The sequence below is a fragment of the Rhodococcus sp. NPDC080181 genome, from assembly GCF_040702225.1.
Classification (GTDB): Bacteria; Actinomycetota; Actinomycetes; order Mycobacteriales; family Mycobacteriaceae; genus Rhodococcoides; species Rhodococcoides fascians.
This window is the reverse complement of the sequence record NZ_JBFBKN010000004.1, coordinates 212779-237558: the sequence shown is the minus strand read 5'-3', so window position 1 is coordinate 237558 and position 24780 is coordinate 212779. Positions and strand designations below refer to the sequence as shown.

Genomic DNA, 24780 nt, shown 5'->3' with positions numbered 1-24780 from the left:
TGTTTCGACGCTAACAGTCCGGGAGGGGGAATAGCTCGGAGTCCGACCAGGTTGTGCGCAGGCGTGACCGAAACTGCAACGACAACACCGCACCTGTCCACCGCCGGGCTCTTCGAGCCGTTCGAGGTCAAGTCGCTGAAGCTGCGTAACCGCTTCGCCATGGCCCCGATGACGAGGGCGTTCTCGCCCGACGGCATCCCCGGCCCGGACGTGGCGGAGTATTACCGCAAACGTGCAGCAGGCGGCACCGGCCTCATCATCACCGAGGGTACGTACATCCCCGACCCCGCCGCAGGACCGCACACCCGCGTACCGAGGATCTACGGCGACGCCAGCCTCGAAGGATGGAAGGGCGTCGTCGATGCGGTCCACGCCGAGGGCAGCGCGATCATCCCCCAGCTGTGGCACCTGGGGGTCGAGCGCGGCACCGAGCCACGCCTGTTCCCCGACGTCACCACCGTCAGCCCGTCCGGCATCGCTCTCGACGGCTCCTCGGTCGGGCGCGCCTTCACCGACGCCGATCTCGACGAACTGACCTCGCACTGGGTTCAGGCTGCCGTCAACGCGAAGAACACCGGCTTCGACGGCCTGGAATTGCACGGCGCTCACGGCTATCTCCTCGACGAGTTCCTCTGGGCAACAACCAATGTGCGTGACGATGAATTCGGCGGATCTCTCGAGGCCCGGACCCGCTTCCCCGCACAGGTTGTCGCCGCGATCCGCGCCGCGGTGGGTGAGGACTTTGCCATCGTGTACCGCTTCTCGCAGTGGAAGAGCAACCACTTCGACGCTCGACTCGCAGAGAACCCGGCCGAACTCGATCGCGTCCTCACGCCGCTGGTCGACGCAGGCGTGGACGTACTGCATGCTTCGACTCGTCGGCACTGGGATCCGGCATTCCCCGAACTGGACGGAGTGGACGGCAAGCTCGGTCTGGCCGGTTGGACGCGCAAGCTCACCGGCGTTCCGACCATCACCGTCGGCTCCGTGGGCCTCGATTCGGTGTTCACCTCGGCATGGTCGGAGGACGCGGCCTCCGGTGTGACGGGATTGGACGCGCTGGCCGGTCAGTTCCACGACGGCGAGTTCGATCTGGTGGCCGTCGGACGAGCGCTGCTCTCCGATCCGGAGTGGGTGAACAAGGTCGGCGACGGCCGCGTCGACGAGCGCATCGAATTCACGCGCGACCACATTCGGAACCTGGTCTGACGCCCCCAGCCCTGGTCGCCCTCGGGTCCTAGCGCCCGAGAGCGACTCTCACCTCCTGTACGACGAGCCCACGATCGGTCGGTCGTGGGCTCGCGTGTTTGCGCCCGAGCAGGAGACGGCACACCCCGCGCCGGCCAGCAGAATGTTCGCGACGAGGGCGATCGCCCTGCGCCCGCTGCGGCGCGCGACAATCAGTCGCCCGCTGCCCGAGCACGGTGCCGTCGGGCCTTCATCTTGTTGCCACACGTGGCCATCGAACACCACCGCGCGGTGCCCGCACGGGAGCGATCCAGGAGAAACAGGCGGCACTCGTCATTCGCACACGGACGCAGTGCGCCGGGAATAGTCTCACGAATCTCCGCCCAGGCCAGCACTATTCGCGCAGCCAGTCGGCGATCCTCGGCCACCTGCAGATTCCAGTCCAGCGCGTCATCGGTCAGCACCGGCACCCGCGAGAGGCCATCCAAGTACGTTCTCAGCGACGACGGTGACGCCTCACCCCGCACCACCCGCTGAAGGTCGTCACGCACAGCGCGACACACCTGAAGCTCCTCGGCGCTTCCGGTCCCGCCGCGTGCACTCAGCCAGTCTCGGCCGTCGGCGTCGCCCGCCAAGAGATCGATCGGCTGATCATCCACGACCGGTGTGGTGTTGAGCAGGTCGATCAGCAGCGCTTCGTCGATCGCCCGTGCTTCCGCGGTGTCCATGTAACCATCATAGACCGCTTGACAGGTTACGGCCAGTGTGGTTCCGTCATGGGAGTAACCACATCAACTACCTATAGGGGTTATTCATGGTCGCCGTTCATCACCACACCACCACCGTCGACGGACTCGAAGTCTTCTACCGCGAGGCCGGCAATCCCGCCGATCCCACCATCGTGCTGCTGCACGGAACACCCTCGAGCTCTTTCATGTTCCGCCACCTCATCCCGTTGTTGGGCAAGCATTTTCACGTGATCGCACCCGACCTCATCGGCTTCGGATACTCGTCAGCTCCATCCGTCGACAACTTCGACTACACCTTCGACACGCTCACCGCGGTGACCGATCACCTCCTCGAGCAGCTGGGTCTCGACCGGTACGCGATCTACACCCAGGACTACGGCGCACCCGTCGGATGGCGTCTCGCCCTCAGCCATCCCGATCGCATCACCGCCATCGTCACTCAAAACGGAAATGCCTACGAGGAAGGGTTCGTCGACTCGTTCTGGGCTCCTCTATGGACCTACGCGAATAACCGCACACCGGAAACCGCGGCTCCGCTGCGCGAAGCACTCGAACTGGACGCGGTCCGATGGCAGTACGTCCACGGTGTCTCCGATTCGACGCTCCTGAGTCCCGACGCTTGGATCCACGACCACACGCTACTCACCCGCCCCGGCATCGACGAGATCCAACTGCGGCTGTTCGCCGACTATCCGACCAACGTCCGCCTGTATCCCGCGGTGCAGCGCTACTTTCGCGATTGTCGTCCCCCGCTCCTTGCTGTCTGGGGCAAGAACGACGAGATCTTCGGACCCGACGGTGCGCGCGCGTTCCTGCGCGATCTCCCCGACGCGGAAATTCATCTACTGGACGGGGGCCACTTCCTCCTCGAAAGCCACCTCGACGACGTCGCCACCCTGATCACCACCTTCCTGCACCGATCTTCCGGGGCGCGACACGCAGCCTGATAGAGAACTTGTTCTCGATTCCGCAACAGTTGTTCCCAATAGCCATGTATGCCAACAGCCTCCGAGAAAGGCCAGACGTCGTGCGAGCAGATGACGACCACATGCCGAGCCAGTGGCATCCAGGGGAGGAGACGATGCACCGTCTTCTGCAGGTGCCGTACGAGGACAACCCCACTGTCCCAGGGCTGCCCGCCGCATACGGACCCTGGATGAGCCGGAGCCCACTCGTGGCGCTGGGGACGATCGGCGTCGACGGCCGAGTGTGGACAACGCTGCTCGGAGGCGCTCCGGGAACAGCAACCGTGGCCGCGGACAGTGTTCTCCGAGTGAGGTTTCGGACCCGGTTCGAACCTCGCCCCGCAGATCCGGGCGCTCACTGGACGGGTACCGACCCAGTGCTCGAGGGTCTCGTGGGCGACGAAGCCACGAACGGACGTGGAAGGCTGGTCTCGGGCCTCGTCATCGATCTCGAGCACAGGGGCCGGGTCAAGATCGCAGGACGGCTACACGACGGGATGGTGATGGAAAGGCGAACGAACACAACGCCTTCGGAGACCAGCGAACCTATCGACGTACAGGTGAATGTCGCAGTCGACGAAACCCTCGGAAACTGCCCCAAATATCTGAACAAGCGGGCGATAACACCCTACGCATCATCTCCGCAGTTGATCACCGATTCACTCCCGCTACCAGCCGACGCCCTCGCCCTCATCGGCAGATCCGACACGTTCCTCATCTCCAGCCGCCACGGCGCCCACAGCATGGACACCAACATCCGCGGTGGGGCACCAGGATTCGTCCGGGTATTCAGCAACTCCGACACGGAGGGCGTGACCCTGGTGTACCCGGAGTACTCGGGGAACCGCCTCTACCAGACGTTGGGAAACATCACTTCCGACCGGGCAGTGGGACTCACCTTTCCCGATTTCGACACCGGCGACATCCTCTACCTGACGGGACGCGCAGAGGTACTGATCGGAGATGCCGCTGAAAGCGTGCTGCCACATAGCAGTATGGCTGTACGGATCGATATCGAGGCAGTGCGCTTCGTAAGAGAGGGCCTTGCATTCCGAGGCACGCTGCTCGACCCGTCGCCGTACAACCCGCCGGTTCGAAGATTGGACCGCGAGGTCGGAGGTTCGGGCCTGCGGCCCAGATCAGCGGACAGAATGCTTGCCTCGCTGATCCACAAGCTGCCGATCACACCGACGATATCGCGCTACACATTCCGGCTTTCTCCAGGCGAGTCGTCGACGCCGGTGCGATGGCGTGCAGGGCAACACGTCACCCTCGACTTCTCGGATCGACTCGATCGTGGCTGGTCGCACATGCGCGATCATGACCCGAGCTCCCTCAACGACGACTTCATCAGAACGTTCACGGTGTCCAGCGAACCGAACACTCTGGGCAGCAATGTATTCGAGATAACCGTTCGGGAGCACGGACCGGTCAGCCGCCTGCTGTCGCGGTGGACTCCAGGGTCGGACCTGGCCGTCCCTGTCATGGGCTTCGGCGGCGAGGACGACACCAGATACGCCGATACGCAGCCCGATACCGACGACGTAGTGGTCGTGGCATCGGGGATCGGGATCACGCCATTCATGGCGCAGGCGCATGCTGCCCACGAATCCGGACTCGCGCTGACCCTGCTGTGGAGCATCCGCGCAGAGGACCTGGCTCTCGCCGTCGACGTCATCGAGCAGGTCGGCCACTTGGGGATGGCGATCACGGTGTTCATCACCGGACAGTTGGACACCGACGGGCATGCCAAGGCATGCACTCTCGAACAGCTCCGAGCCCGGACCTACATACGACGAATGACCGAGTCCGACGTCAAAGCCGTAGGCCACGTCGGGCGAAGGCAGTTCTATGTGTGCGCTGTGCCTCCTCTACACGCAGCAGTTCTGGGGTGGTTGGCTGGTGAGGACGTCAGGTTCGAGGCGTTCGACTACTGAACGCTGCATCCAAGAACGCGGCCTCTAGAAGGGCGGTGCTGCCGTGTCGTCTGTCTTGGGCTGTTCGTCGTCGGGTGGGTCGGGGTAGGCGATGATTCCCGATCGCCTCGGCTTGGTGGGTATGTGGGGTCTGAGATCGTTGTCGGTGATCGGTACGGCTGTTCCGTTGGCGGGCAGGGTGATTCGGGTGGTCCTCGAGGTGGAGGTCCACAGAACCGCGCCACCGGGGAGCATGACCGCTTTCCAGTAGCCGGCGGTCTTGACGCTGTGGTGGTATTCGCAAAGGCATTGGAGGTTGTTGACTGTCGTCCAGCCGCCGCCGAGTGGATTGGCGTGATCGAACGGAGCGACGTGGTCGAGTTGGCAGCGTTCCGCAGGTCGGTGGCAGCCGGGGAAACGGCAATGGCGGTCGCGTAGCCGGACTGCCGCGGTGGTGAGGGCGTCGGGCCGGTAGATCAGGGCTCGGTCGGTGAGGGGGTCGCGCCCGACGGACTTGCCGAGAGTGGGGTCGGCGGCGATGGCGGCTTCGAGCGCTGCGGCCAGGGATGCGTTACCGATATAGATGCCTGAGGAAGTGCGCTGTGCGGTGCGGCCTATGGGGCGGATCGTCGGGTTGTCGGGGCGGACCTCCGAGGATAGGTCGAGGGCAGAGCTGTGCCGTGTGCCCCTGCCGACGGGTGTGTGAGTACAGAACAGGGCTGCAGAGGACGCCAAGGCATTCCGACGTCGTTGCCGGTGCTGGGTCTCGTCGTAGTCGATCGACTCAGGCGATGTCGGGGCTGGCTTCGAATGCGATTCTGCTGCAACCGAACCCGAACCCGAACCCCGGCCCGGCCCCGCGCCGGGATGCGGTCCTGGGTCCGGTAGCGACGGTGGCGGTACCGACGGTGGCGGTACCGAAGGTGGCGGTATCGACGGTACTGGCGCTGCGGTGTTCGTTGCGGTGCCAGTGCCTGTATCCGTCCGCGTTACTCGCGTATCCGGTTCCGCGTCGGTTTGTGTCGCGTCAGGCTCTGCCGCGTCAGGCTCTGCCGTATCGGGCTCTGCCGGCTCGGGCTCTGTCGCACTCGGCTCGGCTGTGGTTTCTGCCGAGCGTTGTTCCCATTCCCCGGTTTCCGGGTTCTGCACTGCCAGTCCGAGTTTCTCTGCCAACGTCACCGCCTCGGTGAGCAGGACCTGCCAGTGACTGTTGCGCGCCAACTCCCGCACGAGGTCGGGATCGATGGATCCGTGCCCGGCCAGGTACGCAGGATTCGCCAACAGTCCGATCAGCGTCGCGATATCGACAGTGACCATCGTCAACGGCACCCGACGATCCGGCAGCTCTGCGTCTTTCTTCGGGCAGTCCGCTCGTTGACACAGGCATACCAGCCGGGGTTCTCCGTGCATCCGCGCCATGAAGGCGTCACACAGCCGATCTTGTTTGCCGCGTGGGTCTTTCGGGCAGAGCGTGTCGGCCATTTCCTCCAGGAGCTGCCATGCGGCCGCGGCTTCGGGGGCGGTCAATTCTGCTCGGATCCGCGCCAACTCCCCAGCCGGGGCGTAGGAAACATTGCGGAACCTCTTCGCGAACTCGCGTAGTGCAGCTGCTTCCTCCGGCGCGACCCGCAGAAGAATGTCCCAGATCTCCTTCTCCAGCGGCCCCGGTGGCGACCGTCGGGCCGCCTCGACGATCTCGCCCTCGACCGACCTCACGATGTCGTCGGAGAGGTTGTCGAGGATCCGGCACACCACCCTCACTCGCGGAAGGTCGATCTCCCCAGCCTCGAATGCCTTCTTCACCAGCGGCAGTCGAGTGTGCAGGGCGACCCCGACCGAGACATACGCCTCGGCGACCGTCGCCGAACACCCCAACGCCACCGCCATCTCGGTGCGCCCATACCGGCTGTAGTGTTTGTGCTTGGTGTCGAGAGTGATCCAGCTCCGATGGACGTCGTAGCACGCGGAAATCTTGCGGGCCGCCAGCCGATTCTCTTCTCGCGCAGCGGCGGTCAACGCATCCAACGAGACCGTCGGTATCGCCATCTCTTCACCCCCCAGTGAATCGAAACAAGAACGCATGTTCGAACTGCAAGAAGAGTATCCCGACCCACCGACAAGAACGCCGAACCCGTCGAACCCCAGGTCGTCGGACCGACGCGGCGATGATCGCGTACCCGAGCCACATCCCCCGAATACTCGACAACGCCTATCCTCGGTACGTGCCCACCCTCTGCACTTCACCGACGAGTACCACGTGACCGGTTCGGCAGTGGCGTGGCTGGAGAAGTTCCAGATCCCGCTGTACCTATTGGCGTTGGCCGTCGGAGTTGTTGTCGGGTCGGCGGCACCGGCATCGGCTCCCGCATTCGAGATCGCCATCAATCCGGTGCTGATCGTCTTGCTCTACGCGACGTTCCTCGCAGTTCCGTTCTCCGCCATCGGTGTATCGCTGCGCGACACGAATTTCTTGCTCAGCGTCGTGGTGCTCAATTTTGTGCTCGTTCCGATCGTCGTGTTCGCACTGACCCGGTTCGTTGCGAGTAACGAAGCGGTGCTCGTCGGGATACTTCTGGTGCTGTTGGCTCCGTGCATCGACTACGTCATCGTTTTCAGCGGATTGGCCGGGGCGGCATCGGAACGACTTCTCGCCGCTGCTCCGTTGCTGATGCTGCTGCAGATCGCGTTCTTGCCGCTGTATCTCTGGTTGTTCGTCGGACCCGACCTGGTGAAGATCATCGACGTCGCACCGTTCGTCGAGGCGTTCGTCCTACTGATCGCGCTGCCACTGACATCGGCTGCGGCAACGCAGTGGTTGGCACGACGCACACGCCTCGGCACTCGCATCATGGACGCCATGGCAGCGGCAATGGTGCCGATCATGATGGCGACCCTCGCAGTCGTCGTCGCATCTCAGGTCGACGCAGTCCGCAGCGAGGCATCTCAGCTGATCGCAGCAGTGCCGATCTTCGTCGCGTTTCTGGTCGTCATGGCCGTCGTCGGACTCGCGACGGCTCGGGTCACCCGCCAGGACGTGCCCGCGACCCGGGCTTTGATCTTCTCCGGGGCGACCCGGAACTCGCTGGTGGTGCTGCCTCTCGCGCTCGCGCTGCCGCCGGCTCTTTCCCTCGCCGCAGTGGTCGTGGTGACGCAGACGTTGGTGGAGCTGATCGGCATGATCGCGTACGTCAGGATCGTTCCTCGCCTCGCACCGGCGACCTAGACTCCGAACATGACCGAACCCACGCCATCCGACCTGACCGCACTACGTGCACGGGCTGCGGGCGGTGACCAGGACGCGATCGACGAATTGGTGGAGCAGGGCACCGTCGACGACCTGCGTTCACTTGCCGCAGCCGGCAACAGCGACGCCGTCGACATGCTCGTCGAACGCGCCGGAGAGCGCGAGGACCGCGACGAACTGCAGCGACTGGCAGCCGGCGGAAGTCAGGATGCCGCAGACATTCTCGAAGAACTGGACGGCTAGATCGGATCGGGACGGGTGCCCACCTGCAGGGTGAGCCGGTGCGCCGCGTCGAGCAGCATCTTTCCCAACTCCCGACGTCTGTCCTCTCGAAACCTCGTTTCCACACCGGTCAGACTCAACGCCCATGCCGGCCTGCGTCCTCGGTCGAACACCGCTGCGCCCAGTCCCCAGCTGCCTTCCACGAGCAACGCCGGGTTGACGGCGTAGCCCGAGGACCGCGTCAGCTCGATTCGGTGGCGAATCGCCGACTCCGAATGATCGGCTCCCCACTCGGGCACCAGATCGACTCCGTCGAGGTAGTCGTCGACCTCGCGGTCCGGGAGATGAGCGAGAACGGCCAAGCCTGCGGAGGCCACACCCAGCGGTAATCGGATGCCCTCGTACAGCACATGCGACCGTAGCGGGAAGCTGCCCTCCACCCGAAGCAGACACACCGTCTCGCCACCTCGACACGCGGACAGGAACGCGCTCTCGCCGCTCCGCATTGCCAAGTCCTGCACGATATCTCGGGCCTGATCGGTGACGTCGTAGCGCAATGCGGCCATGGAACCGAGGAGATAGATTTCCGGTCCCAGTGCCCACCGTCCGGTCCCCGTATCGCGGTCGACGAAGCCCTCGTCGGCCAGTTCCGTCAACAGCCGATGCGCCGTCGGGCGCGCAACTCCAGCGGACCTCGCCAACTCGGTGGTCGAGGTACCGGTCGCCTCCGCCGCACTGGCGGCACGCAGCAGAGCACACACTTTGGCGATGACGCCTGCGTTGGCATCGAGCACAGTCACCGCACCACTGTACGTCCACTGAGTGAACGCCGACGCACTTCATGTTCGACATTCGAGCAGAATTTCCTAAAACAGCCACGATGCGCGCTGGTCGAGTTCACTGGACCCATCGTTTGCTCAACGAACACATCAGGAGTTCACGTGACAGGAAAGACCTACGACTCCGCAGCCGACGCGGTGGCGGACATCGGTAGAGGAGCGACCATCGCGGTCGGCGGCTTCGGCCTGTGCGGCATCCCCGATGCCCTCATCGAGGCCATCGCCGACACCGACGCGGACGAATTGGAGGTGTTCTCCAACAACTGCGGCGTCGACGGCTACGGATTGGGAATTCTGTTGGCAGCCGGACGTATTCGCCGCGTCACTGCGTCGTACGTCGGCGAGAACAAAGAGTTCGCCCGGCAGTACCTCGCCGGCGAACTCGAAGTGGAACTGACACCGCAGGGCACGCTCGCCGAACGTCTCCGCGCCGGCGGCACCGGCATTCCCGCTTTCTTCACCCCCGCCGGGGTCGGCAGCCCCATCGCCGACGGCGGAATGCCGTGGCGCTACAACGCCGACGGTTCCGTCTCGATCGAGTCACCGCCCAAGGAAACACGGGTGTTCGGCAACAAACGCTACGTGCTCGAGGAGGCGATCAACGCCGACTTCGCTCTCGTGCACGCCAAGATCGGCGACACCGCAGGCAATCTCGTGTTCGACAAGACAGCGATGAACTTCAATCCGCTGGCAGCGATGGCCGGCAGGATCACCATCGCTCAGGTGGAGAAGCTCGTCGAGCCGGGCGAAATCGACCCGGCCCAGGTGCATCTTCCCGGAGTGTTCGTCCAACGTGTCGTACATACCGGTCCACAGGACAAGCGCATCGAAAAGCGCACCGTCAGTTCAGGAGTTCGAGCATGACCGCAGGATGGACCCGAGACCGGATGGCCGAGCGTGTGGCGGCCGAGATGGTCGACGGCGAATACGTCAACCTCGGCATCGGCTTGCCGACGCTGATCCCGGGCTACCTCACCGACAAGGTGAACGTCACTCTGCATTCGGAGAACGGCATCCTCGGCACCGGCCCCTACCCCACCGAGGACGAGGTCGACGCCAACCTCATCAATGCCGGAAAGGAGACCGTCACCGTCAATCCCGGTGCGTCGTACTTCGATTCGTCGCTGAGCTTCGGCATGATCCGAGGCGGACACATCGACACGGCCGTCCTCGGCGGCATGCAGGTCTCCCGAAACGGCGACCTCGCCAACTGGATGGTCCCGGGCAAGATGGTCAAGGGCATGGGCGGGGCGATGGACCTGGTGCACGGGGCTCGACGCGTCATCGTGGTCATGGAACACATCGACCGCGACGGCAATCCGAAGATCCTCGACGCGTGCACCCTGCCGCTGACCGGCCAGGGCGTCGTCGACCGCATCATCACCAACCTGGCCGTCATCGACGTCGTCGGCGACGGCACGCTAGAGCTCGTGGAACTGGCACCGGGCGTGACCACCGAACAGGTCATCGCCGCCACCGGATCAACCCTGAAGCACTGAAGCACCGACAGCCGTTCGAACAGCACTGTGGGCCCGAACGTCCGAAGACGTTCGGGCCCACAGTGTTACGTTCTAGTCCGGAATCATGTCGAACGTGTCCGGATTCGGACCGTTCCGGCCTTCCTCGCCCTTGTCGAGTGCAGTGATCGCATCGACGTCGGCCGAGCTCAGCTCGAAGTCGAAGATGTCGAAGTTGGCCTTCACGCGCTCCGGAGTCACCGACTTCGGGAAGATGATATTGCCACGCTGAATGTGCCAGCGGAGCACCACCTGGGCGACGGATTTGCCTGTGGCGTCGGCGATTCGCTTCAGTTCCGCGTCGTCGAGAACGTTGCCCTGAGCGATCGGCGACCACGCCTCGGTGGGGATGGCATGTTCGCGGCCGTAGGCCCACACGTCGTGGTTGACGAAGTACGGGTGCACCTCGATCTGGTTCACCGCGGGGACCGTCTCGGTCTCTTCGGCGAGGCGATCGAGGTGAGCGGGCTGAAAGTTCGAGACGCCGATGTTGCGGGCCCGGCCGTCGGCGGCGAACTCCTCCAACGTCTTCCACGTGGAGACGAAGTCGCCGTCGTACCGGGTGGGCAGCGGCCAGTGGATGAGGAAGAGATCGACGTAGTCGGTCCCGAGGTCGCTGAGCGTCTTGTCGAACGCCGAGCGCGCATCGTCGGGCCGGTGGAAACCGTTGTTGAGCTTGCTGGTGACGAACACCGATTCGCGGTCGATGCCGGAGTTGCGAATGCCCTCGCCGACCTGCTTCTCGTTGCCGTACATCTGCGCGGTGTCGATGTGTCGGTAGCCGATCTCGAGCGCCGTTTCGACGGCCTTCGCGGTCTCGTCGGCGTCGATCTGAAAGACGCCGAAACCGAGCTGGGGAATCTGCTTGCCGTTTCTGAGCGTGACGTTGGGTACCTGAGTCATATCGCCGGGGTGCCCGCCCACTGTGGCCTTCAAACCGGGTGGAACAATGCCATCGTGATAGTGCAGCGCATCCGGCGCGTCGTAGACGGAGTTGCCGAGAAATTCGGTCGGTCCACCTCTGCTCTGACAGCTCCCGAGCGCAGTTTCGATCCGGGGCACCCATGGTTCCTGACCGCGCCCGAGCGAGGCAACGACGACACCCGAATTTCGGCCTGGACCGAGGGCAATCGCGTCGAGAACCTCGTGCACGGCAAGACGTACTTCGCGGCACTCGCACGGGCCCTCGAGCAGACCGAGCGCGACGATCTGGTGCTCTTCACCGATTGGCGCGGGGACCCGGAGCAGCTGCTCACCGACGACGGCGTGACCGTCGAGGATGCCCTGGCCGCCGTCGCGCACCGCGGTGGCGTCGTCAAGGGCATGGTGTGGCGCTCCCACATGGAGACCCTCGGTTTCACCGGTCCGAAGAACCGCAAGCTCGCGCTGCGGCTGGAGGAGGCGGGCGGCGAGGTCATTCTGGACCAGCGCGTGCTGGTCACCGGGAGCCACCATCAGAAGTTCGTGGTCGTGCGGTACGGCAGGACTGATTTGCCCGACGTCGCTTTCGTGGGCGGTATCGATCTGGCCCGTGCTCGACGCGACGACGCCGATCACTTCGGCGATCCCGTCTCGCGCCCCTTCCCGCCCGAGTACGGCGAGATTCCGGCGTGGCACGACGTGCAGGTGCAGATCGAGGGGCCCGCAGTCCGGGATGTGGAGGACGTCTTCCGCGAACGGTGGGAAGATCCCGCGGCGCTCTCGCGTCTACCGTGGCACGCCATTCCCGATTTCCTGCGCGGAGTCAGGCGTGAACCGTCGGAGTTGCCACCCGCTGCCGCCGCCCCGGAGCCGCAGGGCACGTGCTCGGTTCAGCTGCTGCGTACCTACCCGCGTCGACGCCCCGCCTACCCGTTCGCGACGAGAGGCGAGCGCAGCGCGGCCCGTGCGTACGCCAAAGCCCTCGACCGCGCCACCGAGCTGATCTACATCGAGGACCAATATCTATGGTCCGTCGACGTCGCGCGCGTGTTCGCCGCGGCACTGCGCCGCAAGCCGAACCTGCGGCTGGTGGTGGTGGTCCCCAAGCACCTCGACGACGACAGTAACTTGACCATTCCCTCTGCGCTGCTGGGACACTCGGCGGCGCTCGGGGTCATCCGCGCAGCCGGCGGTGACCGCGTACTGGTACTCGACATCGAAAACGACCGTGGCATACCGGTATACGTGCACTCGAAGGTCTGCATCATCGACGACGTGTGGGCGGCAGTGGGGTCGGACAACTTCAATCGCCGCTCCTGGACCCATGATTCGGAGCTGACCGCGGCCATTGTCGACGAGCAGCGCGACGATCGGGCACCCTTGGACCCAGCAGGCCTCGGCGACGGCGCCAGAACCCACGCGCGCAACCTGAGACTCGAACTGATCCGCGAACACCTCGGGCGGGCCGACGGCGACGACGCCGACCTCGTCGACCCGCAGCAGTTCTTCGACGTGATCTCGGCGAGCGCGACGGCCCTGGACAGCTGGCACCGCAACCCGTCCGCGAAGCCCCGGCCCGTCGGCCGACTGCGAATGCACGAGATCACGGTGCCGCCCGTCTGGCAGCAGCGACTTGCCGCACTCGCCTACCGGTTGTTCGTCGACCCCGACGGACGCCCTATCGGGATGCGCCTGCGTCGTCGATTCTGAGTCCACGTTTTCGAGTTGTAGCTGTTTCGGACCTGACATATCGGGCATTCGCTCACGATGTCCACCTCCTCTCGCGCACCGAGCGCGCTCGTCTTCGCGCCGTCCCCACTACTGACGGTAACCCTCGACGCTGCCCCCAACGGCAGTACCGAACTGCACGTACACGCGGGCGGTCAGGGTCACTGGATCGCCAGGATGGCGTCGGTGCTGGGTCTCGATGTCACCCTCGCCGGGGTGTTCGGCGGCGAGATCGGTGCCGTATTGCGGGGCATCGTCGAGAACGAGGGCATCTCCGTCGTCTCCGTCGACATCGGCCAGGAAAGCGGCTCCTACGTGCACGATCGCCGCAGCGGAGAGCGCGAGGTACTGGCCACGGTCGATCCGCCGCCGCTGGCCAGGCACGCGCTCGACGACCTGTTCGGCGCGGCACTGGCCACCGGTGCCCGCAGCGACGTGGCAATTCTCGGCGGTCCGCACGCCGACAACATCGTGCCGCCCGAGGTCTACGAGCGACTGTGCGCAGACCTACGTGCGCTCGACGTCCCGGTGGTGGCGGACCTGTCCGGACCGACGATGCTAGCCGCCCTCGCCGGCGGTCTCACGGTGCTCAAGGTCAGCCACGAGGACCTCATTTCCGACGGCGGAGCCGAGTCCGAGGACCCGAAGCACCTGATCGATGCGATGCGAAAGATGCACGACGACGGTGCCGAGGTGGTTGTGATCTCCCGAGCGGGAGACCCCGCCCTGGCGTTGGTCGACGGGGACGTGCTGGAGATCGTCACCCCGGGTTACAGATGGTCGACCACCACGGCGCAGGCGATTCGATGAGCGCCGGCATTGCCGCCGGAATCGCTCAGGGACTGTCGATGCCGGAGGCGCTCCGGCTGGGCGGAGGCGCGGGCACGGCCAACGTCACCCGCCGCGGCCTCGGTAGCGGCCGAAAAGACCTGGTTCTCGGACTCACCGAATCGGTCGACGTGCGTCCGTACGGCAAGGCGGGCAAGAAATGAGGGCGCTGATCACCAACGACGACGGTGTGGACAGCGCAGGCATCGCGCTGCTGGCGCGGGTCGCGCTCGACGCCGGCCTCGACGTCGTGGTGGCCGCTCCCCATGAAGAACGCAGCGGTGCCAGTGCATCGTTGACGGGGATGGGCGTCGACGATCACCTCGGTATCGTGCGAACCGAGATCGAGGGGCTGCGCGGTGTCGAAGTGTATGCGGTACAGGCCTCACCGGCCCTCATCGCGTTCGTCGCCACCCGAGGCGCGTTCGGCGATCCACCCGACGTGGTCCTCTCCGGTATCAATCACGGCCCCAATACCGGTGCGGCCGTACTGCATTCGGGGACGGTGGGCGCGGCGCTGACCGCATTGACGCACGGGGTTCCCGCCATGGCGCTGTCCTCGCTCGCCACCCGGCCGTCGCACTGGGACACCGCCGAACACGTCGCGCATCTGGCGGTGACATGGATGATCTCGCACCTGACCGTCGATGCGGTCGTCAACGTCAACATTCCCGACGTTGCACGGTCGGATTTCGCCGGGATCGTTCCGGCCTCGCTGGCCCGGTACGGCGCGGTGCAGGCCGAAATAGGCGATCGCGGAGAAGATTTCGTCACCGTCCGGTTCGACGAGATCCACGCGGAGGACGACGACTCCGACGCCTCCCTGCTGGCCCGGAACTGGGCGACCGTCACCGCGCTGCGTCTCCCGAGCGAGGTGGACAGTATCGATCTGTCGACGCTGCGTGAGTGAGCTCGGTGCGGTGGAGCCGATTGTGTCGGTGCCCTCGGGCACACTGGGAATCATCACCGCACATGCAACGGACCTAGGGGGTCACCGCACATGACGACAGATACCGATTCCGGATCGTTCCGCAGGCTCCACTCGCATGGCGTAGTTCCACCGTTTCTGCTCGAGCGTCTACAGGGAGCCGGTGCACGCGCGACTCTGCTGGCCGACCGCGAGATGCGGGCGGGCAGAGAGGTCGTCCAGGCACGTACCGCCATCGCACCGCGGACCGGCGGCACCCTCGAACGCACCATCTCCGATGCGAAAGCGACCCGCGACCTCCCGGGTCAGCAGGTTCGTGCCGAGGGTGAGGATCCCACCGGCGATGCTGCGACCGACGAGGCATACGACGGCCTCGGTGCCACGTATGCGTTCTTCGACGAGGTGTACGGCTACTCGAGTCTCGACGGCAGCGGCCTGCCCCTCGATGCGACGGTGCATTACGGCCGGGACTACGACAACGCGTTCTGGGACGGCTCTCGCATGGTGTTCGGCGACGGTGACGGAGAGGTGTTCGCCCGCTTCACCGTTTCTCTGGGCGTCATCGCGCACGAGCTCGCGCACGGTTTCACGCAGTACACCACCCCGCTCGAATACAAGGACCAGGCCGGCGCACTGAACGAGTCCATCTCCGACGTGTTCGGTGCACTCGTGGAGCAGTACGCCGCGAAGCAGAACGCCGAGGACGCGTCGTGGTTGATCGGTGAAGGCCTGTTCCTGCCCGCGGTGCAGGGCAAGGCGCTGCGCTCGCTTCTCGAGCCCGGCACCGCGTACGACGACGATGTACTCGGCAAGGACCCGCAGCCGGCGAGCATGGACGACTTCGTCGTCACCACCGAGGACGACGGCGGTGTGCACATCAACTCGGGCATTCCCAACCGCGCGTTCGCCGTCGCCGCAACCACGTTGGGTGGCCCGGCATGGGATCGCGTCGGGCAGGTCTGGTTCGACACGATGACCGTCGGGGGCCTGGAACCAACGGTCGACTTCGCCGGTTTCTCCGCGGCGACGCTGCTCGCAGCGCAGAAGCGATTCGGCACGGATTCCGACGTCTCCCGGGCCGTGGCCACCGGTTGGTCTACCGTGGGAGTTCAGTCAACACGGGAGCCGAGCGACGATCGGGTGTGATCGAGGGGCATGAGCCTGCGCATCGAGGTACTGCGAACCGGTGGGATCGCCGGGATGTCCAGACGCGGAGTGGTCGAAACCGACGAGCCGGAATGGCAGTCGCTGGTCGAGGCTGCGCGCCCGTACCTCGCTGAGCCGCCCCCACCCGAGCCCGCAGAGTCGCAGGCCCGCGACACCTTCGTGTGGAACGTGTCGGTGGGCGAGCAATCGTGCCGGGTCGGCGATTCGGCCCTGACCGGGCCGCTACGCGACCTCGCGGAGCGAACACTCCGCGAGGGTCGCGTCAGGTAGTTCAGCGGCTCGAGTAGATCTGCTCAAGCTTTCCATTCCGCGGAGCGTTCCGGGGACGCCTCGGCCAACGCCTTCACCGTGTCGTCGACGCCGAAGTCCTTGCCGTACACCGGGGTTCCCGGCTGCTGACGCCAGGACTCGGCCAGGGAACCGGCATCGACCGGGTCGAAGCCGAGCTCGTCGATCACCGAGAACACCAGCTTCTTCGACTCGGCGTCGTCCCCGGCGATCGGCAGCGCGATGCGCTTGTCGGTTCCGGCAGGAACACCCTTCTCGAGCAGGTGCTTGTACCAAATTCCGTTGAAGGCCTTGATGACCGGCTCACCGAGCTGCTGCGACACCCACACGCTCTCGGGTGTGCCGCCTTCGATGTCTTCGATCAGACCGTCGCGCTGCTGCGGGTAGTAGTTGTTCGTTTCGATGATCGGCGCTCCGGGCTTGCGTGCGCCGGCGATACCGGCGGCGAGGTCGGGCACGTTCTTCTGCGGGATGCTGAGGATGACCAGGTCCGCATCCTGCGCCGCGTCCGCTGCCCACACCGCCGTCGCTCCGGTTTCCGACGCCAGCTCCGCCAGAGTCTCCGGGTCTCGTGAGTTCGAGAACCGAACCTCGTGACCGAGCGCCGTCAGCCGGCGCACGAGCGTTCCGCCGATGAATCCACTTCCGATGATGCCAATTTTCATGTCCGGAACAAACGATCAGGGACTCGATCTATTCCCGTCAGGAAGCGACCGCGACCTTCGATCGAGGCCGCCCGAACTTCATCGCCTTGTCGACGAGCTTGCCGTACCGCAAAACCGGCAGGTCGCGGAAGTAGTTCATCCGCAGCTTCCACGGAGTTTCGCTGCCCTGCCTCGGGAAGTTGTCCACGGCCCGCAGCACGTAGCCGGCGGCGAAATCGAGGAACGGCTCCTCGTCCACGGACGGGTCGCGTTCGAGCTCGACGGTGCTGTACCCGTTCTCGTCCATGTGGGCGAGCAGGCGCATGACGTAGTTCGAGACCATGTCGGCCTTGAGCGTCCACGACGCGTTGGTGTACCCGACGACAAAAGCGAAGTTGGGGATGCCGGTGAGCATCATGCCCTTGTACGCCATGGTGCTGGGCAGATCCACGTCTCTACCGTCGACGCGGAAGGTCGCGCCACCGAGTGCGGACAGGTTCAATCCCGTTGCAGTGACGACGATATCGGCGTCGAGGTGCTGACCGGACTTCAACTTCAGGCCGGTCTCGGTGAAGCTGTCGATGTGATCGGTGACGATCGAGACCTCGTCCTTGCGGATCGAGCGGAACAGATCGTTGTCGGGCACCAGGCACAGGCGCTGATCCCACGGGTTGTACGACGGGGTGAAGTGGGTGTCCAGGTCGTACCCCTTCGGCAGCCATCCCTCCTGCATCTTCCGGATCCGCTTCTTCATGAATTCCGGGTACTTCTGGCTCAAAGTGAAGATCAACATGGCCATCGACACGTTCTTGAGCCGAGTCACGCTGTACGCCAACTTCTTCGGCAGACGTTTCCGCAGTGTCTGCGCAATCGGGTCCTTGGAGGGGAGCGAAAGGATGTAGCTCGGCGAGCGCTGCAGCAGGGTCACATGCTCGGCATCGCGGGCGAGGTTGGGTGCCAACGTGATTGCCGTTGCGCCACTGCCGATGACGACGATCTTCTTGCCCGCATAATCCAGATCCTCGGGCCAGTGCTGCGGGTGGATCACCTGCCCACCGAAGTTCTCCTGGCCGACGAACTCCGGACTGAAACCCTTGTCGTAGTTGTAGTAACCACTGCAGGAGAACACGAACGACGCGGTGATCGTGACGGTCTCGTTCGTATCGCTGCGCTGCGCCGTGACCGTCCAGAACTGCTGCTCGGACGACCATTCGAGGGCAACGACCTTGTGGTGGTATCGAATGTGCTTGTCCACACCCGCTTCTCGTGCGGTTTCGACGATGTAGTTACGGATGTCGGAACCGTCGGCGATGGACTTCTCTCCCGTCCACGGCTTGAAGCTGTACCCGAGGGTGTACATGTCGGAATCGGAGCGAATACCGGGATAGCGGAACAGATCCCAGGTGCCACCGATCGCCCCGCGGCTTTCGAGGATGGTGTACGTCTTCCCGGGCAGATCGTGCCCGAGGTGACGCGCGGCACCGATCCCGGACAGGCCTGCGCCGATGATGAGGACATCGACCTCGGGGGTGGTCAGTACGGCAGTCATGAGCAACGATTCCTTCGGTGGGGGGTCAGCTGATTTTGTTGCGGGCGCTCTCGGACCTACCGAGGCGCGCTACTTCTTCGTCCATCTTGGGCAGGATCGTCGGCACGTGCGCCAACATGCTGCGATCGCCGACGCGCGAGGTGATGACGGCCTTGAACCAGGACGCCGCACCCACCCACCGCGGTACGTAGACGCGGCGCTTGCGCTTGGCCAGGCCGTCGACGAACGCATCCACGCACTGCTCGACGGTCATCGTCTTCCCGAGGGGGCCGGGCAGTACCGCGAGCAAATCCTGAAAGGCGCTGAGATCGGACTTCGCGTCCTGGACCATCGGGGTATCGATCCAGGCCATGTGGGCCGAGCCGACGTCGACTCCTCGGTAGTTCACTTCCAGCCGAAGCGCATTGGCGAAATGCTCGGCTGCGGCTTTGCTGGCGTTGTACGCGGCCAAGCCGGGGCACGGGGTGAACGCGGCCAGCGAGGAGACGACGAGGATGTAGCCGTTGCGTTCGATCAGAGACGGCAACGCAGCGCGGACGGTGTTGAACACGCCCATCACGTTGATGTCCATGACGCGCTGGAACGTGGCCGGGTCCACCTGCAGGATCGATCCGTAGCTGGCGATTCCCGCATTGGCGAGCACCAGATCGATGCCTCCGTAGGCCGCGATGCCGCCGTCGACGGCGCGCTGCATGTCGTCCAGATTTCGGACGTCGGCGACGAACGCCTCGGCCTTCAGCTGCGTCGCGACCTCCCGCAGCGGAGCCTCGTCGACGTCGACGAGTACCAACTTGGCTCCACGACCTGCCAACGCACGTGCGGTCTCGGCACCGATTCCTCGTGCCGCGCCGGTGATCAGAACGACCTTGTTCCGGAGCGTCGATGACGCCATGTCTCCCCCTCGATCGAGATTCATTCCTGCGAACACTTTGCATCTGATACCGAGCGGTGTCAAGATCTGTCTGTGACTACCCATCACAGTGACGTCGGCAGGACGTATCGCGGAGCTCCCCCGCAGCAGCGGCAGCAGGAGCGTCGAACCCGGCTGCTCGATGCCGCCGTCGAAGTGTTCGGCACCACCGGGTACCGGACGGCGACCGTGGAGAAAGTCTGCGTCGAAGCGGGGCTGACCAAGCGCTACTTCTACGAGTCCTTCACCAACAGCGAAGAACTCCTGATGGCCACCTACGCCCGCGCCACCGACGCGATGCGCGAGAGCATCCTCGCCGGAGCGGCCTCGGAGACGGAGTCCAGCGAACAGGTGCTCCGAGGAGCCCTGACCGGATTCTTCACGTTCGTCGCCGAGCAACCGAAGTCCGCTCGTATCGCCTTCGTCGAAATCCTCGGCGTATCCCCCACCGTCGACGCGTTGTACCGCAAGACCACCACCTCGTTCTCGGCGACGGTGCTACAGGTAGCCGACACCGTCGGGTCCAGCCGAGGCCTGGCCGGGCCGAACCGTAAAACGCTGGCGATGGGCCTGGTGGGCGCGGTTCTCACCATCGCTCAGCAATGGTTGCTGTCCCCCGAACGCGAACCTCTCGACTCCGTGATCGCCAGTGCGCACACCATTCTGGCCGCCGTCGTATTCGGACGCGTCGACGGCTGAGCAATTGTCATGCTCTGCTCTGCAGCGGCTCCACCGGTTCGTCCGAGGTGACGCGTTCACCTGATTTGACGACGACGACACCGAGCAGAATCAGTGCGCCACCGGCCAATTGGATCGGCCCCGGAGCCTGGCCGAGCAACAGCCACGCAAACACAAGCGCTGCAACAACTTCCATCAGACCCATGAACGACGCCAGCCGCGAGCCGAGGCGTCGGCCGGCCGCAATTCCGAGTACGTACGCCAACGCGGCGGTCACCACACCGAGACCGATGATCGGAACCCACCACGGCACAACGGCATCGACGAACGTGACGTCGGTCAGGGGAGCCGCGAACGGGACGATGCCGACCAGCCCGGCGGCGAGCAGAATGAGTCCACCCGCCAGCAGACCGCCCCCGGCAAGCACGATCGGTGGCAAGCCGTTGCTCTCGTCGGCGGAGAGCACCCAGTAGACGGCGGCCCCCGCCATCGCGCCGAGCGCCCACAGCACGCCGACGCTGTCGACGTCCGCGCCGGAGATCAGGTCGAGCACGAGCACCAGTCCCATTGCGGCCAACAGCGCACCGACCAGCGTCAGCCGACCCGGACGCTGCTGGTGCCGAAACCACATCCAGCCGATGACGGCTACGGGCGAGGTGAATTCGATGAGCAGTGCGACACCCACGTCCATTCGGCCGACGGCGTTGAAGAACGCGAGCTGACAACCGGCCACCGCGAAGGCACCGTAGGCCACGAGCAGCTTCCAATTCTTGGCCAACAGGCCCCAGCGTCCACGCAGCGCGAGAATCGACGGAATCAGCAACACCGCTGCCGCGAGCAGGATGCGCGCAGTCACGGCGGCACCGGCGGTCCAGCCGGCATCGAGCAGGCCTTTGGCCAGCGAGCCGGAGAGCCCGAACGATGCCGCGGACAGGAGCGCGAACCCGAGCCCCGAGAGTCGACGCGACCGTGCCGCAGCGTCGTGTGCAGCTGCGCGATCCACCTGCGCGTCATGAGTGTAAGCCGTCATGACATGTGACAGTAGGGAGTGGATTGGTAAGGTGTCAACATGCTTTTTGCTCATGACGCAGAACTGTCGCTTCTGTCCGCCGTGGCATTGGTCAATTCCGCCGAAGACCCGGACACGCTGACCACCCGCGAGGAGCTGGCCGACTTCTTCACCGACCAGGGCTACTCCGGACGGTTCGACGGCGACGACGTCGAGCTCGAGGCTGTGCGGGCACTGCGTCCGACCCTGCGATCACTGCTCACCAGCAGTCGAGACGACGCCGTGATCGAGGTGAACCGCTTGCTTGCCGAATCCTCGGCCCTGCCCCGACTGGTCCGGCACGACACTCTCGACTGGCACATCCATGCCGTCGCCGACGACAGTCCACTGGCAACCCGCATCGTCGTCGAGACCGCGATGGCCATGATCGACGTCATCCGAGCCGACGAGCTCTCTCGTTTCGACGTCTGCGCCGATCCGGACTGCAACGGGCTGGTTCTCGACCTCTCCCGAAACCGCTCTCGCCGCTTCTGCAGCACCACCTGCGGCAACCGCGCGGCGGTCGCCGCGTACCGCGCACGCAAGGCCCAGTAGCACCGCAGGGCTTAGACGACCGGGTTTCGGGTATTCGGCGACGGAACTTAGCGAGAGGAACATCCCCATGGTCGAGAAAAGGCCTTCGAAAACGAGCTGGGCACGTGCAGTCGAGAACATGCTGGCCGTCATCTTGATCTTCGCCGGAATCGCATCCGCGGGCGGTCTGATCGCGGCTCTGGCGGGCGGCTTCGAGGGATGGGCGATCGTCGCCGGCATCACCGTGGTCGTACTGTTCGCAGCCGCGTTCTTCGCCGTTCGCGATGGTGCCCGACGACGCGCGCGGGAAGTCGACACCGTCGTCTACTCCCCCGACAACACCGATCAACTGTTCGACGTGGACCCGAACACCGGTGAGCGCACTCCGCACCGGGAATAGCACTGCCGCACGGTAGAGCTGCTCGGCGTCAACTCGGAACCGATTCGAGACGAACCATCGAATCGGTTCCGAGGAAGAACACACCCGATCGCGTCTGGGCGATAGTGCCGCTGTCGGTGAACCCATCGGATCCAGCCGGGATGGTCCAATGCCACCGCACATCACCGGAATCCGTGGTTGCGACATACGCCGGACCGTCGATCGAATAACGAGTGTTGCCGATGACCTTGTCCGTATCGAACGGATCCGGCAACTCCCACACAGTAGCGCCGGTGGAGTCGACGACGGTGTCATCCGAGGTCATGTCGAGACCCCGGACGGGTGCTCCGGTGGTCGGATCGAAAAATGTCGCCTCCCCGCCCATCGCCACGACGCCTCGCCCGTCGGCCGTGTGAATCACTGTGCCACTCAGGCCCTCCCACCCCATGGATGTGGTGATCGGTAGCCTCCACATTCGGTCGAGTGCATTCACCGACCCGCCGTGCAACACGGATTCGCCGTCCTCAGGGCTGCCTTCCAACAACAGCACCGATGTCCCGTCGCTCTCGATCGCGTAGACGTACCAGTCCTCGGGGACCGGTATCCGCTTCACCACCCCGTCGTTCGTACCGATAGTGACGAGGGACTGCACATCGGAATACGTGTCGAGACAGACGATCTCGCTCTGAACGGGAACGCTCGCGCATACGTCGACTGTTCCGGGCGACGCCTTCCATCGCACACTGCCGTCGTCGGCATCGAGGGCCACGAACTCGACTGCATCGAGCGAAGACGACCGTGGATTCGGCAGGCCCATTGCGGTGACGAGAACATCGCCGGCGTCGATCACGCCCGTGACCCCGAGATCGAACGTCAAACTTGCGGTCGGCGAACGGAATGCAGCGAATTGCCTGCCGTAGACGGTCTCTGCGTCGATCCGCCAGCTGGGCTCGAGCGCCGGCCCAGCCGGCACCTCAATTGTCTCCGTCTCCTCCGAGAACGTCGGCATTTCGTCGAACGCCGACGTCGTTGCATCGTCCATCGACGGCTTTACGGACACGTCCACATTCACCAGCACGACCGCAGCCGCGGCGACGGATACCACTGCCACCGTCACCGCGGCTGCAGCGAGAACAGTGCGTGTCGTCGAATCCTTCACGGCCACTCCGTGATCGGAGCTTGGGCGACTGCATCCAGTAGCTCGAATGGCAGCGGTTCCGGCCGTGTCGAACGGCCCCCGCCAGGAACGAAATCCGCCGTCGACCGAACCGACACCTGCACGCCGGACGGTCGCGTCAGCGTGACCGACCTCGCCAACCGCATGGTTCCGTCCTCCGCGGTCATGCTGCTCGACAGATCGACGTCGTACGATTCGAGCACCGAACCGTCGGGCAGTGTTCGCAACTCGACAACAGGTTCGTACGCATTTTCCGGATCGTAGGGGTCCCTCGCCACCGGGAGTGCCGCGCCGGAGGACGCAGAAATCGACAGCGCTACATCGGAGTTCACTACGTCGATGTCCGTACAGGCACCCCTGCCCGTGCGATCGGGTACCAGTGACCCGATCGGCCGGTTCAGGACGGGCGCGTCGGATAGCGCCTGCCACGTTGTCGTCAACGCCTCGTTCGCGGCGTCCAAGGACACCTCGTCGATATCCACCGCTGTCGCCTCCCCTGCGAGCGAGACCGAGCAATCCTGGCGCGGCGCAGCGCTTCCCGCCGGTGCAGGCGAACCGACTCGGAGGCCCGGCAGCGCCGCGATTCGGGTCAACTCGGATGTGTCCAAGGGAAATTCGGGACCGACGGTAGTACTAAGATTCGCGGTGACCAGAGTTCCGTCCGGGTGATACGCCGTCGCTCTGCGACTGTTCGTGCGGTCACCGCCGATCTCGTACCAACTGTCGTCGGTATCGACCACCGTTCCGTCGGGCTCGGTGGTGCGGGCGTCGAGAACGCCTGCGACACAGGCCGGAATCCCCGTCGACGACGGTCGAACATCGACGCTGGAAAACGCAGACACCCCCGCGCGAGTCAGGTCGCCGCGGGCACTGGTGCTTGCCTCGAGGCCCTCCGGCACATTACCGCCGAAGTCGTCCACCGGTTGGAAGGTCAGCGACTGGGATGGGGCGGCCAACTTCACGGTGACATCCGCTGGAAGTGCGCCCACGAGAGCGTCGGTCATCGCTCCCGCCTTGCTCGCGGTCAACCACGGGTAGGCAGGATTGTCGTAGGACGGAGCCTGACTCCCGATGACCGAGATGAGGCGCCCATCCTCACTGGGCGGGGGTGGCTCGACCTCGGAGCACCCCGGAATGTCGGCCGGATACTCGACAGGCTCGGAGACGATGGAGTAGTCACCGTCGCGCGCGGCCTCTCCGGATGACACAGCATTTCCGGGCGGCAGTTCACTTTCCGGCGAATGCAGCAGTCCGGCCGCAACGACACCGAGTGCGACCACCGTGACGATGACGGATACGTCGATGACGGCGTTGTGTCTTCTACCTTCGCGCACGAGACGACACTACATACCCAACGGACG

The 24780-nt window shown here is 64.8% G+C and carries 26 protein-coding genes; 16 read left to right on the top strand and 10 right to left on the bottom strand.

All coding sequences use genetic code 11. From position 1 onward, the window contains the following. The first annotated feature begins 63 nt into the window (after nt 1–63). Nucleotides 64–1209, top strand: a complete 1146-nt coding sequence (locus AB0O58_RS06930) for an NADH:flavin oxidoreductase (protein ID WP_366238040.1) — start codon at nt 64–66, stop codon at nt 1207–1209. A 191-nt stretch (nt 1210–1400) separates the two neighbouring features. Here AB0O58_RS06930 and AB0O58_RS06925 read toward each other — a convergent pair whose 3' ends face one another. After that, nucleotides 1401–1916, bottom strand: coding sequence for a CGNR zinc finger domain-containing protein (locus AB0O58_RS06925; RefSeq protein WP_094664848.1), 516 nt, complete (start codon nt 1914–1916; stop codon nt 1401–1403). A gap of 86 nt (nt 1917–2002) precedes the next feature. On the opposite strand from AB0O58_RS06925, the gene AB0O58_RS06920 reads away from it, so the two are divergent. Next, the gene (locus tag AB0O58_RS06920; RefSeq protein ID WP_094664850.1) at nt 2003–2884 is read left to right on the top strand and encodes an alpha/beta hydrolase; all 882 of its coding nucleotides are present in this window, start codon (nt 2003–2005) and stop codon (nt 2882–2884) included. A gap of 134 nt (nt 2885–3018) precedes the next feature. Next, nucleotides 3019–4839 (top strand): pyridoxamine 5'-phosphate oxidase family protein, encoded by a 1821-nt coding sequence (locus AB0O58_RS06915; protein ID WP_287454973.1) that lies wholly within the window; start codon nt 3019–3021, stop codon nt 4837–4839. A gap of 24 nt (nt 4840–4863) precedes the next feature. Here the strand turns inward: AB0O58_RS06915 and AB0O58_RS06910 are convergent, their stop codons facing one another. Continuing rightward, the gene (locus AB0O58_RS06910) at nt 4864–6864 is read right to left on the bottom strand and encodes a DUF222 domain-containing protein (RefSeq protein ID WP_366238039.1); all 2001 of its coding nucleotides are present in this window, start codon (nt 6862–6864) and stop codon (nt 4864–4866) included. Between the two features lie 211 nt (nt 6865–7075). Between AB0O58_RS06910 and AB0O58_RS06905 the strand changes: the two genes are divergently transcribed. Together AB0O58_RS06905 and AB0O58_RS06900 are read left to right on the top strand one after the other, a co-directional pair. Next, complete coding sequence (locus tag AB0O58_RS06905; protein WP_179274490.1) at nt 7076–8041, top strand: bile acid:sodium symporter; 966 nt, start codon at nt 7076–7078, stop codon at nt 8039–8041. Nucleotides 8042–8050: 9 nt separating this feature from the next. Continuing rightward, nucleotides 8051–8305: a hypothetical protein gene (locus AB0O58_RS06900; RefSeq protein WP_032364511.1), complete on the top strand. Its 255-nt coding sequence runs from the start codon at nt 8051–8053 to the stop codon at nt 8303–8305. On the opposite strand, the gene AB0O58_RS06895 is transcribed toward AB0O58_RS06900, so the two are convergent. Then, complete coding sequence (locus AB0O58_RS06895) at nt 8302–9084, bottom strand: IclR family transcriptional regulator (protein WP_179274489.1); 783 nt, start codon at nt 9082–9084, stop codon at nt 8302–8304. The two genes, AB0O58_RS06900 and AB0O58_RS06895, sit on opposite strands and share 4 nt — an antisense overlap. A gap of 141 nt (nt 9085–9225) precedes the next feature. Here AB0O58_RS06895 and AB0O58_RS06890 point away from each other — a divergent pair, with 141 nt between their 5' ends. Beyond that, nucleotides 9226–9987, top strand: coding sequence for a CoA transferase subunit A (locus tag AB0O58_RS06890; protein WP_283550640.1), 762 nt, complete (start codon nt 9226–9228; stop codon nt 9985–9987). Then, a complete protein-coding gene (locus AB0O58_RS06885; protein WP_366238038.1) occupies nt 9984–10622 on the top strand; it encodes a 3-oxoacid CoA-transferase subunit B in 639 nt (212 codons plus the stop codon). The genes AB0O58_RS06890 and AB0O58_RS06885 overlap by 4 nt, the downstream gene beginning before the upstream one ends. A 72-nt stretch (nt 10623–10694) precedes the next feature. Here the strand turns inward: AB0O58_RS06885 and AB0O58_RS06880 are convergent, their stop codons facing one another. Further along, nucleotides 10695–11543 (bottom strand): aldo/keto reductase, encoded by an 849-nt coding sequence (locus AB0O58_RS06880; RefSeq protein WP_027494425.1) that lies wholly within the window; start codon nt 11541–11543, stop codon nt 10695–10697. A 54-nt stretch (nt 11544–11597) separates the two neighbouring features. Between AB0O58_RS06880 and AB0O58_RS06875 the strand changes: the two genes are divergently transcribed. The 6 genes from AB0O58_RS06875 to AB0O58_RS06850 all read left to right on the top strand — a co-directional run bounded on the left by AB0O58_RS06875 (nt 11598) and on the right by AB0O58_RS06850 (nt 16482). Then, nucleotides 11598–13271, top strand: a complete 1674-nt coding sequence (locus AB0O58_RS06875) for a phospholipase D-like domain-containing protein (RefSeq protein ID WP_283542126.1) — start codon at nt 11598–11600, stop codon at nt 13269–13271. A gap of 57 nt (nt 13272–13328) precedes the next feature. Then, complete coding sequence (locus AB0O58_RS06870) at nt 13329–14099, top strand: PfkB family carbohydrate kinase (protein WP_366238037.1); 771 nt, start codon at nt 13329–13331, stop codon at nt 14097–14099. Next, nucleotides 14096–14281 carry a hypothetical protein gene (locus AB0O58_RS06865; protein ID WP_366238036.1) on the top strand — a complete coding sequence of 62 codons (186 nt, stop codon included), beginning with the start codon at nt 14096–14098 and terminating at the stop codon, nt 14279–14281. The genes AB0O58_RS06870 and AB0O58_RS06865 overlap by 4 nt, the downstream gene beginning before the upstream one ends. Beyond that, a complete protein-coding gene (locus AB0O58_RS06860; RefSeq protein ID WP_032373828.1) occupies nt 14278–15027 on the top strand; it encodes a 5'/3'-nucleotidase SurE in 750 nt (249 codons plus the stop codon). The genes AB0O58_RS06865 and AB0O58_RS06860 overlap by 4 nt, the downstream gene beginning before the upstream one ends. Before the next feature lie 90 nt (nt 15028–15117). After that, nucleotides 15118–16191: a M4 family metallopeptidase gene (locus AB0O58_RS06855; RefSeq protein ID WP_366238035.1), complete on the top strand. Its 1074-nt coding sequence runs from the start codon at nt 15118–15120 to the stop codon at nt 16189–16191. Nucleotides 16192–16200: 9 nt separating this feature from the next. Next, nucleotides 16201–16482, top strand: a complete 282-nt coding sequence (locus AB0O58_RS06850; protein ID WP_196249541.1) for a protealysin inhibitor emfourin — start codon at nt 16201–16203, stop codon at nt 16480–16482. A gap of 23 nt (nt 16483–16505) precedes the next feature. On the opposite strand, the gene AB0O58_RS06845 is transcribed toward AB0O58_RS06850, so the two are convergent. The 3 genes from AB0O58_RS06845 to AB0O58_RS06835 are packed head-to-tail and all read right to left on the bottom strand — an operon-like array spanning nt 16506 to nt 19585. Beyond that, nucleotides 16506–17165, bottom strand: coding sequence for an NAD(P)-binding domain-containing protein (locus AB0O58_RS06845; RefSeq protein ID WP_027494431.1), 660 nt, complete (start codon nt 17163–17165; stop codon nt 16506–16508). 37 nt (nt 17166–17202) lie between these two features. Beyond that, the gene (locus tag AB0O58_RS06840) at nt 17203–18693 is read right to left on the bottom strand and encodes an NAD(P)/FAD-dependent oxidoreductase (RefSeq protein ID WP_032373826.1); all 1491 of its coding nucleotides are present in this window, start codon (nt 18691–18693) and stop codon (nt 17203–17205) included. 25 nt (nt 18694–18718) lie between these two features. Next, nucleotides 18719–19585 carry an SDR family oxidoreductase gene (locus tag AB0O58_RS06835; RefSeq protein ID WP_027494433.1) on the bottom strand — a complete coding sequence of 289 codons (867 nt, stop codon included), beginning with the start codon at nt 19583–19585 and terminating at the stop codon, nt 18719–18721. Between the two features lie 72 nt (nt 19586–19657). On the opposite strand from AB0O58_RS06835, the gene AB0O58_RS06830 reads away from it, so the two are divergent. Continuing rightward, on the top strand, nt 19658–20302 hold the full coding sequence (locus AB0O58_RS06830; RefSeq protein ID WP_032373825.1) for a TetR/AcrR family transcriptional regulator: 645 nt from the start codon (nt 19658–19660) through the stop codon (nt 20300–20302). Nucleotides 20303–20309: 7 nt separating this feature from the next. On the opposite strand, the gene AB0O58_RS06825 is transcribed toward AB0O58_RS06830, so the two are convergent. Further along, nucleotides 20310–21311 (bottom strand): DMT family transporter, encoded by a 1002-nt coding sequence (locus tag AB0O58_RS06825; RefSeq protein ID WP_032373824.1) that lies wholly within the window; start codon nt 21309–21311, stop codon nt 20310–20312. A 39-nt stretch (nt 21312–21350) separates the two neighbouring features. Here AB0O58_RS06825 and AB0O58_RS06820 point away from each other — a divergent pair, with 39 nt between their 5' ends. Together AB0O58_RS06820 and AB0O58_RS06815 are read left to right on the top strand one after the other, a co-directional pair. Further along, nucleotides 21351–21884 (top strand): CGNR zinc finger domain-containing protein, encoded by a 534-nt coding sequence (locus AB0O58_RS06820; RefSeq protein ID WP_032373823.1) that lies wholly within the window; start codon nt 21351–21353, stop codon nt 21882–21884. Nucleotides 21885–22002: 118 nt separating this feature from the next. Continuing rightward, a complete protein-coding gene (locus AB0O58_RS06815) occupies nt 22003–22263 on the top strand; it encodes a hypothetical protein (protein WP_052053276.1) in 261 nt (86 codons plus the stop codon). Nucleotides 22264–22291: 28 nt separating this feature from the next. On the opposite strand, the gene AB0O58_RS06810 is transcribed toward AB0O58_RS06815, so the two are convergent. Next, nucleotides 22292–23401 carry a hypothetical protein gene (locus AB0O58_RS06810; protein WP_366238034.1) on the bottom strand — a complete coding sequence of 370 codons (1110 nt, stop codon included), beginning with the start codon at nt 23399–23401 and terminating at the stop codon, nt 22292–22294. Beyond that, nucleotides 23398–24753 carry a hypothetical protein gene (locus AB0O58_RS06805; protein ID WP_032373822.1) on the bottom strand — a complete coding sequence of 452 codons (1356 nt, stop codon included), beginning with the start codon at nt 24751–24753 and terminating at the stop codon, nt 23398–23400. Before AB0O58_RS06805 ends, AB0O58_RS06810 begins: the two co-directional genes overlap by 4 nt. Nucleotides 24754–24780: the final 27 nt, after the last annotated feature.

Excerpts from the sequence above, each read along its gene's own strand:
- AB0O58_RS06815 (WP_052053276.1), top strand. The coding sequence starts at position 22,003 with ATGCTGGCCGTCATCTTGATCTTCGCCGGAATCGCATCCGCGGGCGGT.
- AB0O58_RS06915 (WP_287454973.1), top strand. The coding sequence starts at position 3,019 with ATGCACCGTCTTCTGCAGGTGCCGTACGAGGACAACCCCACTGTCCCA.
- AB0O58_RS06920 (WP_094664850.1), top strand. The coding sequence starts at position 2,003 with ATGGTCGCCGTTCATCACCACACCACCACCGTCGACGGACTCGAAGTC.
- AB0O58_RS06885 (WP_366238038.1), top strand. The coding sequence starts at position 9,984 with ATGACCGCAGGATGGACCCGAGACCGGATGGCCGAGCGTGTGGCGGCC.
- AB0O58_RS06925 (WP_094664848.1), bottom strand. The coding sequence starts at position 1,916 with ATGGACACCGCGGAAGCACGGGCGATCGACGAAGCGCTGCTGATCGAC.
- AB0O58_RS06910 (WP_366238039.1), bottom strand. The coding sequence starts at position 6,864 with ATGGCGATACCGACGGTCTCGTTGGATGCGTTGACCGCCGCTGCGCGA.
- AB0O58_RS06900 (WP_032364511.1), top strand. The coding sequence starts at position 8,051 with ATGACCGAACCCACGCCATCCGACCTGACCGCACTACGTGCACGGGCT.
- AB0O58_RS06865 (WP_366238036.1), top strand. The coding sequence starts at position 14,096 with ATGAGCGCCGGCATTGCCGCCGGAATCGCTCAGGGACTGTCGATGCCG.
- AB0O58_RS06845 (WP_027494431.1), bottom strand. The coding sequence starts at position 17,165 with ATGAAAATTGGCATCATCGGAAGTGGATTCATCGGCGGAACGCTCGTG.
- AB0O58_RS06870 (WP_366238037.1), top strand. The coding sequence starts at position 13,329 with ATGTCCACCTCCTCTCGCGCACCGAGCGCGCTCGTCTTCGCGCCGTCC.
- AB0O58_RS06850 (WP_196249541.1), top strand. The coding sequence starts at position 16,201 with ATGAGCCTGCGCATCGAGGTACTGCGAACCGGTGGGATCGCCGGGATG.
- AB0O58_RS06835 (WP_027494433.1), bottom strand. The coding sequence starts at position 19,585 with ATGGCGTCATCGACGCTCCGGAACAAGGTCGTTCTGATCACCGGCGCG.
- AB0O58_RS06825 (WP_032373824.1), bottom strand. The coding sequence starts at position 21,311 with ATGACGGCTTACACTCATGACGCGCAGGTGGATCGCGCAGCTGCACAC.
- AB0O58_RS06880 (WP_027494425.1), bottom strand. The coding sequence starts at position 11,543 with ATGACTCAGGTACCCAACGTCACGCTCAGAAACGGCAAGCAGATTCCC.
- AB0O58_RS06860 (WP_032373828.1), top strand. The coding sequence starts at position 14,278 with ATGAGGGCGCTGATCACCAACGACGACGGTGTGGACAGCGCAGGCATC.
- AB0O58_RS06840 (WP_032373826.1), bottom strand. The coding sequence starts at position 18,693 with ATGACTGCCGTACTGACCACCCCCGAGGTCGATGTCCTCATCATCGGC.
- AB0O58_RS06820 (WP_032373823.1), top strand. The coding sequence starts at position 21,351 with ATGCTTTTTGCTCATGACGCAGAACTGTCGCTTCTGTCCGCCGTGGCA.
- AB0O58_RS06855 (WP_366238035.1), top strand. The coding sequence starts at position 15,118 with ATGACGACAGATACCGATTCCGGATCGTTCCGCAGGCTCCACTCGCAT.